The organism is Ruegeria sp. CDSA033, assembly GCF_059612305.1.
The window spans coordinates 84061-96254 of record NZ_JBXWQI010000003.1 but is presented as its reverse complement, the minus strand read 5'-3'; the positions used below and the strand labels follow the sequence as shown (position 1 = coordinate 96254).

The 12194-nt window shown below is 57.9% G+C and carries 16 protein-coding genes; 10 read left to right on the top strand and 6 right to left on the bottom strand.

Features of this window, described 5'->3' with window-relative positions:
* Positions 1-104 precede the first annotated feature (104 nt).
* Genes AC2FLA_RS05575 through AC2FLA_RS05560 form a run of 4 tightly spaced genes read left to right on the top strand, consistent with a single transcriptional unit; the run spans position 105 to position 4272 of the window.
* On the top strand, positions 105-1349 hold the full coding sequence (locus AC2FLA_RS05575) for an ABC transporter substrate-binding protein (RefSeq protein WP_058275015.1): 1245 nt from the start codon (positions 105-107) through the stop codon (positions 1347-1349).
* A gap of 57 nt (positions 1350-1406) precedes the next feature.
* Entirely contained in the window at positions 1407-2279 is an 873-nt protein-coding gene (locus tag AC2FLA_RS05570) for a carbohydrate ABC transporter permease (RefSeq protein ID WP_058275014.1), read from the top strand.
* Complete coding sequence (locus tag AC2FLA_RS05565) at positions 2272-3171, top strand: carbohydrate ABC transporter permease (RefSeq protein ID WP_058279072.1); 900 nt, start codon at positions 2272-2274, stop codon at positions 3169-3171. The genes AC2FLA_RS05570 and AC2FLA_RS05565 overlap by 8 nt, the downstream gene beginning before the upstream one ends.
* Positions 3172-3174: 3 nt before the next feature.
* Complete coding sequence (locus AC2FLA_RS05560; RefSeq protein WP_058275012.1) at positions 3175-4272, top strand: ABC transporter ATP-binding protein; 1098 nt, start codon at positions 3175-3177, stop codon at positions 4270-4272.
* A gap of 71 nt (positions 4273-4343) precedes the next feature.
* On the opposite strand, the gene AC2FLA_RS05555 is transcribed toward AC2FLA_RS05560, so the two are convergent.
* Both AC2FLA_RS05555 and AC2FLA_RS05550 read right to left on the bottom strand, forming a co-directional pair.
* Positions 4344-4943, bottom strand: coding sequence for an MlaC/ttg2D family ABC transporter substrate-binding protein (locus AC2FLA_RS05555; RefSeq protein WP_496697271.1), 600 nt, complete (start codon positions 4941-4943; stop codon positions 4344-4346).
* Positions 4933-5760 (bottom strand): MlaA family lipoprotein, encoded by an 828-nt coding sequence (locus AC2FLA_RS05550; RefSeq protein ID WP_082649379.1) that lies wholly within the window; start codon positions 5758-5760, stop codon positions 4933-4935. Before AC2FLA_RS05550 ends, AC2FLA_RS05555 begins: the two co-directional genes overlap by 11 nt.
* A 291-nt stretch (positions 5761-6051) precedes the next feature.
* Between AC2FLA_RS05550 and AC2FLA_RS05545 the strand changes: the two genes are divergently transcribed.
* Genes AC2FLA_RS05545 through AC2FLA_RS05530 form a run of 4 tightly spaced genes read left to right on the top strand, consistent with a single transcriptional unit; the run spans position 6052 to position 8794 of the window.
* Positions 6052-6507, top strand: a complete 456-nt coding sequence (locus tag AC2FLA_RS05545; RefSeq protein ID WP_496721130.1) for a RidA family protein — start codon at positions 6052-6054, stop codon at positions 6505-6507.
* Complete coding sequence (locus AC2FLA_RS05540; RefSeq protein WP_496721128.1) at positions 6504-7271, top strand: glycerophosphodiester phosphodiesterase family protein; 768 nt, start codon at positions 6504-6506, stop codon at positions 7269-7271. Before AC2FLA_RS05545 ends, AC2FLA_RS05540 begins: the two co-directional genes overlap by 4 nt.
* Positions 7272-7316: 45 nt before the next feature.
* Positions 7317-8504: a GNAT family N-acetyltransferase gene (locus AC2FLA_RS05535; RefSeq protein WP_496721126.1), complete on the top strand. Its 1188-nt coding sequence runs from the start codon at positions 7317-7319 to the stop codon at positions 8502-8504.
* Positions 8501-8794, top strand: coding sequence for a 4a-hydroxytetrahydrobiopterin dehydratase (locus AC2FLA_RS05530; protein ID WP_496721124.1), 294 nt, complete (start codon positions 8501-8503; stop codon positions 8792-8794). The genes AC2FLA_RS05535 and AC2FLA_RS05530 overlap by 4 nt, the downstream gene beginning before the upstream one ends.
* Here the strand turns inward: AC2FLA_RS05530 and AC2FLA_RS05525 are convergent.
* From AC2FLA_RS05525 to AC2FLA_RS05510, 4 genes are all read right to left on the bottom strand, one after another.
* On the bottom strand, positions 8791-9099 hold the full coding sequence (locus tag AC2FLA_RS05525; RefSeq protein ID WP_058279069.1) for a hypothetical protein: 309 nt from the start codon (positions 9097-9099) through the stop codon (positions 8791-8793). The two genes, AC2FLA_RS05530 and AC2FLA_RS05525, sit on opposite strands and share 4 nt — an antisense overlap.
* 33 nt (positions 9100-9132) lie before the next feature.
* Entirely contained in the window at positions 9133-9483 is a 351-nt protein-coding gene (locus AC2FLA_RS05520; RefSeq protein WP_496721122.1) for an EF-hand domain-containing protein, read from the bottom strand.
* Between the two features lie 10 nt (positions 9484-9493).
* Entirely contained in the window at positions 9494-9739 is a 246-nt protein-coding gene (locus tag AC2FLA_RS05515) for a glycine zipper 2TM domain-containing protein (RefSeq protein WP_496721120.1), read from the bottom strand.
* Positions 9740-9842: 103 nt separating this feature from the next.
* Positions 9843-10328 carry a peroxiredoxin gene (locus tag AC2FLA_RS05510; protein WP_058279067.1) on the bottom strand — a complete coding sequence of 162 codons (486 nt, stop codon included), beginning with the start codon at positions 10326-10328 and terminating at the stop codon, positions 9843-9845.
* A gap of 99 nt (positions 10329-10427) precedes the next feature.
* On the opposite strand from AC2FLA_RS05510, the gene AC2FLA_RS05505 reads away from it, so the two are divergent.
* Entirely contained in the window at positions 10428-11639 is a 1212-nt protein-coding gene (locus AC2FLA_RS05505; RefSeq protein ID WP_496721118.1) for an NAD(P)/FAD-dependent oxidoreductase, read from the top strand.
* Positions 11636-12193: a 16S rRNA (guanine(966)-N(2))-methyltransferase RsmD gene (gene rsmD / locus AC2FLA_RS05500; protein ID WP_496721116.1), complete on the top strand. Its 558-nt coding sequence runs from the start codon at positions 11636-11638 to the stop codon at positions 12191-12193. The genes AC2FLA_RS05505 and rsmD overlap by 4 nt, the downstream gene beginning before the upstream one ends.
* Position 12194 lies beyond the last annotated feature (1 nt).

The window sequence follows — 12194 nt, the reverse complement described above, 5'->3', positions numbered from 1 at the left end:
CTGTGCTTTAGCGTGAATTCTGCTTTGTCAGAGGGCGATCAGACCACAGTAATAGCGCCATCGCTGCTTTGGCAGTCACTGAGTTCTCAGGGAGGAGACAAAAAATGAAGCGTTTTGCATTTGCCACCGTTTCGACTTTGGCCGTTGTGGCCGGATCGTCCGTTGTGGCCGAGCCGCAGGCGGAAGTACTGCACTGGTGGACCTCGGGTGGCGAGGCCAAGTCGGTTGCCGTTCTGCAGGAAGAATTCGCCTCGAACGGCGGCACATGGACCGACATGCCCGTCGCGGGTGGTGGTGGTGATGCGGCAATGACCGCGCTGCGGGCCCGCGTTCTTTCCGGTAACGCACCAACCGCCGTTCAGTTGAAAGGCCCTGCCATTCAGGAATGGTACGAGGAAGGCGTTCTGGCAGATATCTCGAACGTTGCCGAGGCCGAAGGCTGGGCGGATGTCCTGCCTGCGTCGATCGCGGGCCATATGATGTGCGAAGGCACTTGGTGCGCTGCACCCGTGAACGTGCATCGCATCGACTGGATCTGGGCGAATGCCGATGTTCTGGCGGCAAACGACATCGAAATGCCCGCCACATGGGAAGAGTTCAACGCAGCAGCCGAAAAACTGCAGGCCGCTGGTGTGATCCCGCTGGCCCACGGTGGTCAGGCCTGGCAGGACGCGACCGTGTTTGAGGCGGTTGTCATGGGTATTGGTGGACCAGAATTCTACCAGAAAGCCCTGGTCGATCTCGACCCCGAAGCGTTGACGTCAGACACAATGGTACAGGTCTTTGACCAGATGCGTACCATGCGTGGATATGTTGACGAGAACTTCTCGGGTCGCGACTGGAACCTGGCCACCGCCATGGTGATGAATGGCGAGGCCGCATTCCAGATCATGGGTGACTGGGCCAAAGGTGAATTCCTGGCCGCTGGCAAGAAGCCCGGCGAAGATTTCCTGTGCGCCTCGACCCCCGGTGACGGTTATCTGTACAACGTCGACAGCTTTGCCATGTTCGAAGTCGAAGGTGACGACAACCGCGCCGGTCAGGAACTGCTGGCCAAACTGATCGTCGCACCGAACTTCCAGGAAGTGTTCAACCTGAACAAGGGTTCGATCCCTGCACGAACTGACGTGGCGCTGGATGCCTTTGATATCTGCGCGAAAATCTCGGCAGAAGACATGGGCACGACTTCGGCAGGTGGTTCACTGCTGCCGTCTTACGCCCATGGCATGGCGCTGCGCGGGTCGCAGTCTGGTGCGATCACGGATGTTGTGACCGCACATTTCAACTCGGATATGTCCTCGGCTGACGCGGTTCAGCAACTGGCGGACGCAGTGGCCAACAGCTACTGATCCAAATCGCTCTGCCCCCTATACTGAGGGGCAGAGCACTTTTCCCCGGAGGAAAAAATGTCCGAATGGCTGGAAAACCACCTGCCCAAGGTGGTGCTGGCACCGTCGTTCATCGCCGTATTGATTTTTGTCTACGGATTTATCGGATGGACCGCATGGGTGTCGCTGACCCGATCGAAACTACTGCCGAAATACGAGATCCATGGCTTCATTCAGTATGAACGCCTGTTCGATTCCCCTCGCTGGGATACGGCAATCAACAACCTGTATATCTTTGGCGCGCTGTTCATCGTGATCGCGATGGTGCTGGGCCTGTTGCTGGCCATCCTGTTGGATCAGAAGATCCGCGTCGAAGGGGTCATTCGCACCATCTATCTGTACCCGATGGCACTGTCGATGATCGTGACCGGCACCGCATGGAAGTGGATCCTGAACCCAGGTCTGGGCATTGAATCCATGGTGCAGGGCTGGGGCTTTCCGAATTTCGAATTCGATTGGCTTGTGAACCCCGATTACGCCATCTACACGATCGTGATTGCCGCGATCTGGCAGAGCTCGGGCTTTGTTATGGCGCTGTTTTTGGCCGGGCTTCGTTCGGTGGATGGAGAGATCATCAAGGCCGCTCAGGTCGATGGTATCCCCACATGGCGCATCTATACGGCGATCATCATACCGTCGATGGCACCGATCTTCCTATCGGCCTTCATCGTTCTGGCCCACCTTGCGATCAAGAGCTTTGACCTTGTCATCGCGCTGACAGGTGGTGGTCCGGGATACGCGACCGATCTGCCAGCCACATACATGTATGCCATGGCGTTTTCGCGCGGCGATATTGGTCAGGCGGCGTCTTCCGCAATGATCATGATGCTGGTCGTCTTTGCCATCGTGGTTCCATATCTTTATTCAGAGCTGAGGGCGAAAAATGACTGATCTGTCGATGCCCCAAACCCAAACCCGCTCGCAGAGCGCCACCGGCAAGATTGCCCTTCGTTGGCTGCTTTACGTCCTGCTGGGCCTGTTCGCGCTGTACTACCTGATGCCGCTGTTCGTGATGTTAACCACATCGTTGAAAAGCCTTGAGGAAATTCGCACTGGGTCCCTGATCTCACTGCCGCGCGAAGTCAGCTTCGATGCCTGGAAAACCGCGTGGTCCGGCGCTTGTACCGGTATCCAGTGTGAAGGTCTGCGGCCTTACTTCTGGAACTCTGTCCTGATCGCGGTGCCTGCGGTGTTTTTGTCCACCCTGATTGGTGCGCTGAACGGCTATGTCGTGGCGCAGTGGCGGTTCAAAGGCGCCAATATCATCTTCTCGCTGATGCTGTTTGGCTGCTTTATTCCGTTTCAGGTTGTTCTGCTGCCAATGGCGCGGCTGCTGGGCATGATGGGGATCGCCGGAACCATTCCGGGCCTGATCTTTGTCCACGTGATCTATGGCCTTGGCTTCACTACGCTGTTCTTCCGCAACTACTATGTCACCATTCCGGCCGAGCTGACCAAAGCCGCTCGGGTCGATGGGGCAGGCTTTCTGCGGATTTTCTGGTCGATCTTCCTGCCGCTGTCGCTGCCCATCATCGTGGTGACAGTGATCTGGCAGTTCACGCAGATCTGGAATGACTTCCTGTTCGGCGTGTCGTTCAGCCAGGCGGGCACGCAGCCCGTGACTGTGGCGCTCAACAACATCGTAAACTCCACCACCGGCGTCAAAGAGTACAACGTCGACATGGCCGCCGCGATCATCGCGGGGCTGCCGACGCTGCTCGTCTATGTCGTTGCCGGTAAGTATTTCATCCGCGGCCTGACCGCTGGCTCTGTGAAGGGATAACCCATGGCTCCCATCCTTGATATCAACAAACTCTACAAGAATTACGGCGCAACCGAAATTCTGAAGGACATCAACATCTCGATCGAACCGGGTGATTTCCTGGTGCTGGTCGGCCCCTCGGGCTGCGGTAAATCCACGCTGCTGAACTGCATTGCGGGATTGGAGGAAATCACCGACGGGACACTGGCGATTGGCGGCAAAGACATGACCCATGTCAGCCCCAAGGACCGCGACATCGCGATGGTGTTCCAATCCTACGCGCTGTATCCGACGATGAGCGTGGCCAAGAACATCACTTTCGGCATGAAGGTGCGCGGGGTTGATCAGGCAACGCAGGAGGCCAAGCTGAACGATGTGGCCTCGCTGTTGCAAATCGAGCCACTGCTGAACCGTCGTCCCAGCCAGCTATCCGGTGGTCAGCGTCAGCGTGTGGCGATGGGCCGGGCGCTGGTGCGCGATCCCAAGCTGTTCCTGTTTGATGAACCGCTGTCGAACCTCGATGCCAAGCTTCGGGTTGAGATGCGGACCGAGATCAAGAAGCTGCACCAGACATTGGACGCTTCCATCGTCTACGTGACCCACGATCAGATTGAGGCGATGACGCTGGCCACCAAGATCGTGGTCTTGAAGGGCGGTATCGTGCAGCAGATCGGCAGCCCGGCCGAAATTTATAACAACCCGGCCAATCTGTTTGTCGCTGATTTCATGGGCTCGCCGGCGATGAATCTGATCCCTGCGCAGGTCACCAAAAACGGGTCGGGTACACAAATCGTCATCTCGCGCGATGCCGGCGAAACGCTGGTTCTGAACGATGCGCGCGATCTGGCGTTGCCCGAGGATGTAATCCTGGGCCTGCGCCCCGAGGATATCGCCGAGGCGGGTTTCCGTGCGGGTGATGGCGTGCAGGAAGCGGCGTGCATGGTCGATATGGTCGAACCTGCAGGGGCCGACACCTATGTCGTATCAGAACTGGGCGGCAAGCAGGTGACCGCAAGGTTACATGCCGAAACCAGCGCGCAAGCGGGCAAGATGCTGAACTTGGCGTTTGATATGAGTAAAGTATCGTACTTCGCCAAAGAAACCGGCGAGCGCCTGAATTAAAAGAAAAAACGCCGCGCGATTGAGTTCGCGCGGCGTTTCTTTGCGTTTGAACTGGGTCAGCTGACCTTGTTCTAACTCAAGTCCTTGATCAGACGGTTTAAGTCCCCACCGCGGGCGTCCAGCATCGCGCCAACCTCGGTTCGTTCGGTCAGCAGCATATTCACCCCTTCGATGAACATGTTGAAGAACTTGTCGCGGCCTGATTTGTCCGAAACCAGGAATGTCACCTCGAACGGGGACGAGCCCTGCAGCTTAACCGAGGTGCGTACCTCGTAACCGGCCTTGATTTTCCGGGCCTTCCGGACGGTGACTTGCCCACCAATGAATTCGCGGAAACGCCGGCCATATTTGTTCGAGATATAGCCCTGAAACGCTTTGGTGAACTGCTTCAACTGCGACGGGCTGGCCGAACGGGCGTCCGCCCCCAGCACATAACGTGCCATGATCGGCACATCGGCATATTGCACAAAGACCTTTTCGAAATCGCGGATCATCGCCTTTTCGGATTTGCCCGAGGCGATGATGCGGTTGATGTCATCCACGACACTGACGACCAGAGCCTTGGCGCTGGCTTCAGTCTGGGCAAAGGCGGAAAAAGGCAGGGCGGTCAGTGCCAGACCGGCAAGGCCAGTGGCGACAAAACCGCGTCGGTTCATTTGGTTACTCGGCATAGGGGTCCTCATAGGGGTCCTCGTATGGGTCTAGATAGGGATCTCTGACAGGGTCGGTCCCATTGTCTGCATAAGGGTCGTCGTAAAGACCCAGATAGGTTTCTTCGTCGTCTCTCGCCAGTTCGAAGCGGCGATTTTGTAGGTAAATGGTCCGCGCCTGCGCATAACTGTCGGCGCTTTCATACAGGATCGAGTCGACCGTGTCCGAAAAACGCCCCCGATCGCCCATCCGGCGCACGACCTCGGCATAGACACCGATATTGTCGACCGGACGGACCGGAGAGAAGTTGATCGGGTTCGAGAACAGGTTGACGATAACGCCAATCGAGTCCCGCTGCGTTGACGGGCCATAGAGCGGCAGCTCGACATAAGCGCCCTCGCCAAAACCCCAGACGTGCAGCGTTTCACCGAAATCGGTATCCACAGGCGGAAGGTTCAACTCGTCGGCGGGGGCTGACAACCCCAGGCCACCAACGGTCGTGTTGATCACAAATTGCAGCAGTGCATTGCCCGACTGCTTGAGGTTGCCTTGCAGCAGGTAGTCCACGGCTTGGCCCGGCATCGTCAGGTTTTCGGCAAAATGGTTGAAACTGGTCACCATCGGGTCGGGCACGATCTTTACGTACCCTTTCGAGGCCGGACGAAACAAAAACCGGTCGACGCCAAGGTTGAATTTGTGGATACCCCGGTTGTTGCGTTCATACGGATCAAATGCTTCACCCTGCTGAACACCCTCCGGAGGGCGTGTGGTGCAGGCGCTGAGAACTGCCAATACGGACACAACGATCAGGGGTTTTAGGCTGATTCTGCTCAACACGGTCTTTGCCACTCCAAAACGTTCGGACAGTCCGTGCCCGAACACTTAATCAATACTCTCTTTGGCCGTTGTGCCCGGCCTACCCAAAGTCACATAGGCGTTTCGCTACCAATATGAAACAGATAGCGTTTAACCTGCCGAATAGGTCAACGTAAAGTGACACAGGTTCAACAGTTCAGAATAAGAAAAGTTACGCCCACAACCGGCGTAGGTCACATCGCCGTTTTCGCACTTTTCGATCCTTGCCTTCCCGGTTAGCTTCGCCCCGACTCAAATTTGGGAGGAGACCTCATGAGCATCGCGGCGAAACTGGAAAGCCTGGGTGTCAACCTACCGGACGCGCCAGCGCCGGCGGCCAACTACGTGCCCTTCGTGCGCGTGGGCAATATCGTCTATGTCTCGGGGCAGATCTCGAAGGCGGATGATCTGATCACTGGCAAGCTGGGCGACGACATGGAAGTCGAAGCAGGCGCTGCTGCGGCCAAGGTATGTGCGATCAACCTTCTGGCGCAGGTCAAGGCGGCCTGCGGTGGTGATATCGAAAAGCTGGTGCGCGTCATCAAGCTGACCGGGTTCGTGAACTCGACCGCAGATTTCACTGCGCAACCGCAGGTCATCAACGGCGCGTCGGACTTTCTGGTCGAAGCGCTGGGTGATGCAGGTCGCCATTCGCGTTCGGCCGTCAGTGCGGCGGCACTGCCCTTGGGCGTCGCGGTTGAGATCGAAGGTATCTTCGAAGTTCAATGACGCCCGCGCTGCCTGACGTAATCCTTCAAGTCCCGCTGGCGCATCGCGCGCTGCATGACAAACAGGACAACCGCCCGGAAAACAGCCGGGCGGCCATTCGCGCCGCAGTGGACGCCGGGTATGGGATTGAGATTGATCTGCAACGAACGTCGGACAACCGGGCCATGGTGTTTCATGACTATGACATGACCCGCCTGACCGGACAGCCCGGCCCGATCCAGCAGATCACCTCGGTTCAGGCTTCAGGCACCACACTATTGCACGCGGACGATGGTATCCCGACGCTGGATGAGGTGCTGCAGATCGTGGCGGGCAAAGTACCGCTGCTGATCGAATTCAAGGATCAGGACGGCGCGATGGGCACATCAGTGGGCCCGCTGGAACAAGACGCCGTGCGTGCATTGTCAGGTTACGATGGGCCGGTGGCGTTGATGTCGTTCAACCCCAACTCGGTCGCTGAACTGGCGCGGCTGGCACCGCATCTGCCGCGTGGCATCGTGACAGGATCGTACCAGCCCAAGGTCGAGCTTTTACCTCAGAGTGTTTGTGACCACCTGCGCGACATTCCGGATTTCGACCGTGTCGGGGCCAGTTTCATCAGCCATGAGGTCGAAGACCTTGACCGCCCCCGCGTGGCCGAACTGAAGGCACGCGGTGTACCGATCCTGTGCTGGACTGTGCGGTCGCCTGAACAAGAGGCAGAGGCCCGCGAAGTTGCGAACAATGTGACGTTCGAAGGGTATCTGGCTGCACAACCGGGTTGAACCAGCCCTGCAACGTCACAGATAAAGATCAGAGGCGGAGGGCAAATGGATCAGGCACAGATCGAGGTTCGGGTGCTGGGCTCGCTGTCGCAGATATCTGCGGCGGAATGGGACAGCTGCGCGTGTCCCGAGGTTGCCGATGGCGGCCGTCCGCTTGATCCGTTCACCACCCACCGGTTCCTGCTTGCGCTTGAACACAGCGGCTCGGTCGGGCGCGGAACTGGCTGGCAACCGCAATACTTGACGGCCTATCTGGACGGGATGCTGATCGCGGCGGCGCCGATGTATGCCAAATCCCACAGTCAGGGCGAATACATCTTCGACCACAACTGGGCGCATGCCTATGAAGGTGCCGGGGGTCGTTATTATCCCAAGCTGCAGATCGCCGTACCGTTCACCCCTGCAACAGGTCGGCGTTTTCTGGTGCGCCCCGGCTATGACTCGGTTGGCATGTCTGCGCTGGTGCAGGGGGCGGTGCAATTGGCTGCGGATAATCAGGTGTCTTCGGTCCACGCAACCTTCTGCACCGAAGCCGAGGCGCTGGCGGGTGAGCAGATGGGCCTTATGCTGCGCCAGTCACAGCAATTTCACTGGCTGAATGACGAATATCAAGATTTCGACGGATTTCTTGCGGCGTTGTCATCGCGCAAGCGCAAGAATATCCGCAAAGAACGCGCGCAGGCCATCGATTTTGGCGGCGAAATCCGCACTCTGACAGGGGATGACCTGCGCCCCGAACACTGGGATGCCTTCTGGCAGTTCTATCAGGACACCGGGTCCCGTAAATGGGGCGTTCCCTATCTGACCCGCCAATTCTTTGATATTGCGCATGAAACCATGGCGGACGACATGGCCTTGGTGCTGGCTGAACGGGACGGATACCCTATCGCAGGGGCTTTGAATTTCATCGGCCGCGAAACGCTTTTTGGCCGGTATTGGGGTTGCACTGAGCATCACGCCTGCCTGCATTTCGAACTGTGCTATTATAGGGCGATCGATTTTGCCATTGCGGAAGGTCTGGCACGGGTAGAAGCAGGCGCGCAGGGTGAACATAAGCTGGCGCGCGGTTACTTGCCCACGCGCACGCATAGCTTGCATTGGGTCAATGACCCGGGCTTTGCCGATGCGATCAAGAAATATCTGGACGCCGAGGCCCACGCAGTGGGAGAAGAGATCGAGATTCTGACGGATTACGGTCCGTTCAGAAAATCGAATCCGGAGGAACAGCAATGACGGAACTATTGTCGACCGAAACTCGCGGCCCTCTTCTTGATCCGTTGTTCGACAACGGCTGGACCATGGCCACGGACCGGGATGCAATCACCAAGACCTTCATATTCGAAGATTTTGTTCATGCTTTTGGCTGGATGACCCAGGTGGCGATCTTTGCCGAGAAATGGAACCACCATCCCGAATGGTCAAACGTGTACCGCACGGTCGAGGTCGTCCTTTCCACCCATGATGTGGGAGGTTTGTCAGCGCTGGATGCCAAGTTGGCGCGTAAAATGGACAGCCTCGTTTAACGGTCTCCTCTGGATCCCATGCCGCCGGCCAGAGAAGCTATTTCACCCAGACGACGGAAATCGGCGGGTGTGACCGTGCCGTTGCTGACGTCTATGTCTCGTGGAATACCGGTTGTCCGATTCCCAACCGAACGAACGCTGCGCGCCGCCGGATTGATGTCCAAACATCGCGTATCATAGCACGTCAGGCCCGAAGTACTGATCTGGATCTGGGGCTGTCCGTTCGGTCCGGTCACCACGGGGGCCTGCGGCGCATCACAGGCGGCAAGAAACCCCAGAATGCCGAGGGCTATCCACTTTTTCATACCACGCTCCTATCGTTCAGCCCGGTCGTGCGATCAATCCAACTGGCCGTTTCCGTCCTGATCGGCGGCCAGGAAATCATCGCCCATCTGCTGGTCATACTCTAATCGTGAAATAAAGCTGTCGTTGTTGCGGTCAACGTTTTGAAACCGCTTTATGTCCAGAAACGGCTTGGCTTCTTCCAGACCCAGCGTTCCGTTCTTGTCTTCGTCCATGGCCTGAAAAGCATAATCCGAAAAAGCGTTGAACTCGTCCTTGGACAGGAAGCCATCGTTGTTGGAATCAATGGCGTTCAGTTCCTTTTCGTGCAGTTCAGCCACTGTTTCCGCCAAGGTTGCACTGGCTACCAGAATGATCGTCGTCGTTAAAATAACTGTTTTCATCATCATTCTCTCCTCAGCACGCGTAACGCTGGCCCGAGACGCCGCCCGCGACGGCCCCGGCCGCGGTCAGGATGTCTTTGCCGGACCCACCGCCGAATTGATTGCCAATCGCCCCGCCGATCAGTGCGCCGCCTAGTGTGCCGCCGAGGCAGGCGATCTCATGCTGTCGTGCTTGCTGCTGCTGAGGTGTCGGGGCCGGGCCACACGCTGCGAGCGCGCCTGCAGCACCCAGAATGACTGTGATGACTTTGAGCTTCATCAAAAAACTCCCTGAATGAATGGGGCAAGTATCGACCCATCAGGAAGTTGCATCAAGTGAAATAGGGTTAACGTGGCCCCGGCTGTACCGGGGCCCGAGCGACCTAGATGGCCTCAAGCAGACCTTCGCCCGCGGAAATCTCGCAGGCACCGGGGTTTTCCTCGAGGTTCAGCGCAACGACTTTGCCATCTTCGACCAACATCGCATAGCGCTTTGAGCGCGCTAGCAGGCCGACGGGCGGGGCGTCGAAATCCATGCCAATGGCCTTGGTGAATTCGGATGCGGCGTCGGCCAGCATGGTCAGGCCTGCGCCTGTCGCGCCAGTGGCTTCGCCCCATGCGCTCATTACAAAGGGGTCGTTGACCGAGACGCAGATGATCTCGTCCACGCCCTTGGCGTCGAACTGTTCCTTGGTTCGCATAAAGCTGGGCACGTGGGCCGAATGGCAGGTTGGTGTGAATGCGCCGGGCACTGCAAAGATCACAACCTTGCGGCCTTTGGTCTTGTCTGAAATCCGAACCTCTTCGGGCCCTTCTGCCCCCATTTGAGTCAACGTTGCGTCGGGAAGCGTATCACCGGTTGAAATCATCTTGTTCCTCCTGTCGATTGGATTTGCAGAGTCGGCCTCAGCCGCAATATAGGTGAGCCAGAGAATGAAACCACGGGAATTTGACAGGGCAGGACGAAGATGAGCCATATTGTTGTGATCGGAGCCGGGCAGGCGGGATCATCTCTTGTTGCAAGACTGCGCAAGGACGGGTTTGAAGGCGATATCACGCTGATCGGTGCCGAGCAGCATCTGCCCTATCAGCGCCCCCCACTGTCCAAAGCTTATCTGCTGGGAGAGATGGAGCTTGAACGCCTGTTCCTACGCCCCGAAAGTTTCTACGCCGAAAACAACATCACCCTGCGTCTGGGTCAGCGCGTAACCGCGATCGACCCCAAGGCCAAGACCGTGACCCTGGGCGATGAGGTGATTTCTTATGACGAACTGGCCCTGACCACTGGTTCCGACCCGCGTTACCTGCCTGCTGCCATTGGCGGTGATCTCGAAGGCGTCCATGTCGTGCGCGACCTGACCCATATCGACGAGATGGAGCCCCGCGTGAAAGAGGGCGCCCGCGCCCTGATCGTTGGTGGTGGTTATATCGGGCTTGAAGCGGCTGCCGTCTGTGCCAAGCGCGGGGTCAAGGTTACTCTGGTCGAGATGGCGGAACGGATTTTGCAACGTGTCGCAGCACCGGAAACCAGCGACTACTTCCGTGCTCTGCATTCCGAATACGGTGCCGACATTCGTGAAGGCGTCGGGCTGGATCGTCTGGTCGGCGAAGACGGCAAGGTCACCGGGGCCATTCTGACTGATGGCACCAAGCTTGAGGTTGATTTCGTCGTGGTTGGCGTGGGCATCGCACCCTCGACCCAATTGGCCGAGATGGCCGGGTTGGAATTGGACAACGGCATCAAAACGGATGCCCATGGCCGCACCTCTGATCCGGCTATCTGGGCGGCGGGCGATTGCGCGTCGTTCCCACATGATGGTGGCCGTATCCGGCTGGAAAGCGTACCGAATGCCATCGATCAGGCCGAGATCGTTGCTCAGAACATGCTGGGTGCCGCCAGGGATTATGTGGCGACGCCGTGGTTCTGGTCGGACCAGTATGACGTCAAACTACAAATCGCAGGTCTGAACACGGGCTATGACCGCGTGGTGACCCGCAAGGGCGACGGGCAGACAGTGTCCTTCTGGTATTACAAAGGCGATCTGCTGATCGCGGTCGACGCGATGAATGACCCACGTGCCTATATGGTGGGCAAACGCCTGATTGATGCAGGCAAAACTGCCGACCCGGCCGTCGTGGCGGACCCAGATGCGGACCTGAAACCGCTGCTCAAAGCGTGAGGATCATCGCCGGAGAATTCCGGGGCCGCGCCTTGGCCTCGGTCGGCAAAGGAGATGCCGGGGCGCATCTGCGTCCCACCACTGACCGCGTGCGGGAAAGCCTGTTCAATGTGCTGAGCCATCAGATCGACTTTGATGGGCTGCGTGTTCTGGACCTTTTCGCGGGCACCGGAGCACTGGGGCTTGAGGCGCTGTCGCGCGGCGCGGCGCATGTGACTTTCGTTGATGACGGGCGTGTGGCGCAGGGACTGATCCGTAAGAACATTGATCTGACCCAAAGCAAGGATCGTACCGATCTGATCCGTCGCGACGCGACGCGATTGGGCGACAATCCGGGCACACCTTTTGATCTGATTTTTCTCGACCCGCCTTACGGCAAAAACCTGGGGCAAAAGGCGCTTGCTACGGTCACTCAAGGGGGGTGGCTGGCAAAAGATGCCTTGATCGTCTGGGAAGAAAACGTCCCCATGGAAGCGCCCGAAGGATTTGACCTGCACAATGCGCGTAAATATGGCGACACGCATATTTCGCTGATGTGGCGGACAGAGGTCTGAC

What these genes read in the sequence shown, in the direction of transcription:
- AC2FLA_RS05575 (WP_058275015.1), top strand. Translation starts at nt 105, where the DNA reads ATGAAGCGTTTTGCATTTGCCACCGTTTCGACTTTGGCCGTTGTGGCC.
- AC2FLA_RS05570 (WP_058275014.1), top strand. Translation starts at nt 1,407, where the DNA reads ATGTCCGAATGGCTGGAAAACCACCTGCCCAAGGTGGTGCTGGCACCG.
- AC2FLA_RS05565 (WP_058279072.1), top strand. Translation starts at nt 2,272, where the DNA reads ATGACTGATCTGTCGATGCCCCAAACCCAAACCCGCTCGCAGAGCGCC.
- AC2FLA_RS05560 (WP_058275012.1), top strand. Translation starts at nt 3,175, where the DNA reads ATGGCTCCCATCCTTGATATCAACAAACTCTACAAGAATTACGGCGCA.
- AC2FLA_RS05555 (WP_496697271.1), bottom strand. Translation starts at nt 4,943, where the DNA reads ATGCCGAGTAACCAAATGAACCGACGCGGTTTTGTCGCCACTGGCCTT.
- AC2FLA_RS05545 (WP_496721130.1), top strand. Translation starts at nt 6,052, where the DNA reads ATGAGCATCGCGGCGAAACTGGAAAGCCTGGGTGTCAACCTACCGGAC.
- AC2FLA_RS05540 (WP_496721128.1), top strand. Translation starts at nt 6,504, where the DNA reads ATGACGCCCGCGCTGCCTGACGTAATCCTTCAAGTCCCGCTGGCGCAT.
- AC2FLA_RS05535 (WP_496721126.1), top strand. Translation starts at nt 7,317, where the DNA reads ATGGATCAGGCACAGATCGAGGTTCGGGTGCTGGGCTCGCTGTCGCAG.
- AC2FLA_RS05530 (WP_496721124.1), top strand. Translation starts at nt 8,501, where the DNA reads ATGACGGAACTATTGTCGACCGAAACTCGCGGCCCTCTTCTTGATCCG.
- AC2FLA_RS05525 (WP_058279069.1), bottom strand. Translation starts at nt 9,099, where the DNA reads ATGAAAAAGTGGATAGCCCTCGGCATTCTGGGGTTTCTTGCCGCCTGT.
- AC2FLA_RS05520 (WP_496721122.1), bottom strand. Translation starts at nt 9,483, where the DNA reads ATGATGAAAACAGTTATTTTAACGACGACGATCATTCTGGTAGCCAGT.
- AC2FLA_RS05515 (WP_496721120.1), bottom strand. Translation starts at nt 9,739, where the DNA reads ATGAAGCTCAAAGTCATCACAGTCATTCTGGGTGCTGCAGGCGCGCTC.
- AC2FLA_RS05510 (WP_058279067.1), bottom strand. Translation starts at nt 10,328, where the DNA reads ATGATTTCAACCGGTGATACGCTTCCCGACGCAACGTTGACTCAAATG.
- AC2FLA_RS05505 (WP_496721118.1), top strand. Translation starts at nt 10,428, where the DNA reads ATGAGCCATATTGTTGTGATCGGAGCCGGGCAGGCGGGATCATCTCTT.